Source organism: Arthrobacter sp. TB 26 (genome assembly GCF_000427315.1).
GTDB lineage: Bacteria > Actinomycetota > Actinomycetes > Actinomycetales > Micrococcaceae > Arthrobacter.
The window spans coordinates 1-3604 of sequence record NZ_AUPJ01000034.1 but is presented as its reverse complement, the minus strand read 5'-3'; the positions used below and the strand labels follow the sequence as shown (position 1 = coordinate 3604).

The 3604-nt window shown below is 71.4% G+C and carries 4 protein-coding genes; 2 read left to right on the top strand and 2 right to left on the bottom strand.

Going from position 1 to position 3604, the window contains the following annotated elements; genetic code table 11:
• Positions 1–127: 127 nt before the first annotated feature.
• On the bottom strand, positions 128–730 hold the full coding sequence (locus K789_RS25285; RefSeq protein ID WP_024365053.1) for a hypothetical protein: 603 nt from the start codon (positions 728–730) through the stop codon (positions 128–130).
• Positions 731–783: 53 nt separating this feature from the next.
• Positions 784–1482 carry a DNA-3-methyladenine glycosylase gene (locus K789_RS0100600; protein WP_084507114.1) on the bottom strand — a complete coding sequence of 233 codons (699 nt, stop codon included), beginning with the start codon at positions 1480–1482 and terminating at the stop codon, positions 784–786.
• A gap of 91 nt (positions 1483–1573) precedes the next feature.
• On the opposite strand from K789_RS0100600, the gene K789_RS0100595 reads away from it, so the two are divergent.
• Positions 1574–3103, top strand: coding sequence for a DNA-3-methyladenine glycosylase 2 family protein (locus tag K789_RS0100595; protein WP_024365051.1), 1530 nt, complete (start codon positions 1574–1576; stop codon positions 3101–3103).
• Positions 3100–3604: methylated-DNA--[protein]-cysteine S-methyltransferase (locus K789_RS0100590; protein WP_024365050.1), on the top strand; the 505-nt coding region annotated here is incomplete at its 3' end. The genes K789_RS0100595 and K789_RS0100590, both read left to right, overlap by 4 nt.

The window sequence follows — 3604 nt, the reverse complement described above, 5'->3', positions numbered from 1 at the left end:
CACCGCCGTCTACTCGATCCTCTCGCAGGAGTGGCCGCACGCGCGCGAAGACCTCCGGCGCCGCCTCGCCCCGTTCGCCCTCGGAGCCGAGGGCGCGGTCCCCACCCTCGCCGCGTCCTGAAACTCCCTAGGTCTCCGCCGGGGGCCCGGCGTCGTCCGGCGGCACAGCGGGAGCGCGCAGGAGGCCGTTCGCGAATGCGTACCTCACGACGTCGAGCGCTGCGCGGAGCGCTTGTTCCGCGTCGAACCGTTGGGCCGCCGCGGCACTGAGGCGATTGTTGTCCTGTGCCCATGCCGAGCGGTGGAACCGGTCGGCATCGCCGTGCAGGAGCCGCCCGTAGAGGACGTCCTCGAAAGTGTCACGGTCATGATCCGGGGCCGGTTCCGGCGTCACGTGCTGGCGGCCCTGGACCATCTCGGGGGTGAACATGCCGGCCACTGCCTCGGTCGCCTCCCCGAGCACGGGGTCTGCCGTGTAGTTGCACAGGCGGAGGGCCCGCACCACGAGCTTGAGGGACACGTGTTCGTCACGGACGATGAACTTGCGCAACAGGGCTGCCCGGAAGAGTTCCATCCAACGCCGGCGCTCCCCCTCGAGGGAGTCCGTCGGGACGGGCCCGCCATCCCACCGGAAGAGCTCGACCACGCGGAAGTACTCGGCGGCCAGCTGTTCAAAGATCTCAAGCCGTTCGAGCTCGCTGCGCGGCTTGCCCCGTTTGCCCTCTCCCATAAGAACTCATCATCCCCCCGCGACCGGATGCCAGGGAACCACCGCCGCGGCCGCTAGCCCGGGCGCACTTTCGCCGCCTTGTAGCGCGAGACGGTCGGGTCGCCGTTCAGCCAGAAGCGCCACGGGTAGTCGCGGGTGCCCCCTGCGCCGGAGACACCGACGCGTGGTCCGGCGCTGACGTCCACGGCCTGGAGGGCCGGGAGTTCCAGCCGGAACGGGGCCCCGAGCGCGTCCCGGCCGCTGTCCGCCGTCGTGATGCCGAGCGCGGTGGCGAGCCGGGCAGGGCCGCTTGCCAGCTCCGTGGAGGACTTCGACGTCGGCCGCCGGGTGAGTGCCAGGTCCTCCCCGGCCACGATCTCGCCGGCCCGCAGCAGCACGGCGGAGGCCACCCCCGCCGGCCCGCATACGATGTTGGCGCAGTAGTGCATGCCGTAGGTGAAGTAGACGTACAGGTGGCCTGCCGGGCCGAACATCGGGGCGTTGCGGGCGGTGGCGCCGCGGAACGTGTGCGATCCGGGGTCCGGGTGCGGCGAGTCGTGCGGGCCCAGGTAGGCCTCCACCTCGGTGATCCGCACGGACACCAGGCCGTCGCGTCCCTCGTGCGTCAGCACCGCGCCGAGCAGCAGCGGCGCCACCTGCCGGGCGTCTGCGGACAGGAGCTCCCGCAGCTCGTCGGCAGGCAGCTCGTCGGCAGGCAGCCCACCGGCAGGGAGTCGGCCGGCAGGCGCGCCGGCACGAGGTGGCAAACTCATGCTCCGACTTTAACAAACCATCCGGGTCCCCCTCCACGGCCGTGTCCGATTTCCGCTAGCAGCTGTTCCGGGAAGCTGGCAGGATGAACTCATGGACTTCTGGCAGCGCTACCGGGCAATCGATGCCCGGGACACCCGCTTCGACGGGCAGTTCTACACCGCTGTCCGCACCACGGGCATCTACTGCCGGCCGTCATGCCCGGCCCGGACGCCCAAGGCGGGGAACGTCACGTTCTACGAAACCTCCGCCGCCGCGCACGACGCCGGCTACCGGGCCTGCAAAAGATGCCTGCCCGAGGCGGTCCCCGGCACGCCCGCCTGGAACCTCCGCTCGGACATCGCGGGGCGGGCCATGCGGCTGATCAACGACGGGGTGATCAACCGCGACGGCGTGGAAGGGCTCGCAGCCCGCCTCGGGTATTCCTCGCGGCAGCTCAACCGGATCCTGAGCCACGAACTCGGCGCGGGACCGCTGTCCCTCGCGAGGGCCAGCCGGGCCCAGACCGCCCGCACGCTGCTCGTGTCCACGGCCATGAAAGCCGCCGACATTGCCTTCGCGGCCGGCTTCAGCAGCGTCCGCCAGTTCAACGAGACCATCGGCGAGGTCTTCGCCATGACCCCGTCGGCGCTCCGGGCCACCGCCCGGCACCACCGGTCGCCTGCTGTGACCGCTGTGTCGTCGACGGCCCTGACCCTGAACCTGCCATACCGCGAGCCGTTCGATCCGGGGGTCTTCGATTTCCTCGCGGTCCGGGCCGTCCCCGGCATCGAGGAAGGCTCGTCCAGCTCCTACGCCCGGACCCTGCGCCTGGCCCACGGCGACGCCCGCTTCCGGGTGGACTACGACGCCGGTACAGCGGGCCGCCCGCTGGTGCTGACCATCGGCGCCGTCGACCTCCGGGACCTGCCCTCCCTGCTCAGCCGGGTCCGCCGGCTGCTGGATCTCGACGCCGACCCCGTCGCCATCGACTCTGCGCTGGGGTCCGATCCGCGGCTGGCAGCCAGCGTCGCCGCCACGCCGGGCATGCGGATGCCGGGCGCCGTCGACCCGCAGGAGCTGCTGATCCGGGCCATGATCGGCCAGCAGATCACCGTCGCCGCGGCGCGGACCGCGCTCGTCCACCTGTCCGCCGCCGGGAGCGACAGCCTGGTTCCCGCCGACAGCCTGGACCGGATCTTCCCCACCGCGGCCGAAATCGCGGAAACCGGGTTCCGGCTGCTCCGCGGCCCGCAACGCCGCATCGACTCGGTCCGGGACGCCGCCGCCGCGATGGCCGCGGGAGCGCTCGACTTCGGCTACGGCGATGACCTGCCCGCGCTGGAGACCAAACTGCTGCCCCTCTCCGGCGTCGGGCCGTGGACGGTTGGCTACGTGGCGATGCGCGTGATCGGCGCCCCTGATGTCTTCCTGGCCAACGATGCGGCGGTGCGCAATGGCATCCGCTCGCTCGCCCTTGGGACTGGCGGCGCGGCAGTGTCCGCCGAAACCCGCCTGAGTCCTGACTTCCGAGAGCTCAGTCCCTGGCGCTCCTACGCGACGATGCACCTGTGGCGCGCGGCAGCCGCTGCCCAGACCGCAGGGCGCATGCCGTCGCCTCCTTCGAAGAAAGCGAAATCATGAAAGCCCAGTTGTTGACCATGTCCACCCCGGACGGCCCTTTCACCATCCTTGCCCGGGACGGGTCCGTGCTTGCCTCAGGGTGGACCGCCGTTCCCGGCGAGCTGACCGGGCAGATCCACGCGGACCTGCTGCCCGGTGAATACGAGACCGTCACGGGGCTGGGCGCCATCTCGCACGCCGTCGAGGAGTTCTACGCCGGTAACCCGGAACCGGCCATGGGGGTGCCGGTGCTGCAGAAGTCCGGTCCCTTCCGGGGCCACGCCTGGGACATGCTCCGCACCGTCGCGCCGGGACACCCCGTGACTTACACCGAGTACGCGGAGCTGTCCGGAAACGTGAAGGCCGTCCGCGCCGCGGCCAGCGCCTGTGCCTTCAACGCGGCGGCGCTCTTCGTACCCTGCCACCGGGTCATCCGCACCGACGGCAGCCTGGGCGGCTTCCGCTGGGGGCTGACCATCAAAGAGAGCCTCCTGGACCGGGAGCGCCAGCTGGCCCCCGCCG

Coding starts and splice junctions, on each gene's coding strand:
- K789_RS25285 (WP_024365053.1), bottom strand. CDS start 730: ATGGGAGAGGGCAAACGGGGCAAGCCGCGCAGCGAGCTCGAACGGCTT.
- K789_RS0100600 (WP_084507114.1), bottom strand. CDS start 1,482: ATGAGTTTGCCACCTCGTGCCGGCGCGCCTGCCGGCCGACTCCCTGCC.
- K789_RS0100595 (WP_024365051.1), top strand. CDS start 1,574: ATGGACTTCTGGCAGCGCTACCGGGCAATCGATGCCCGGGACACCCGC.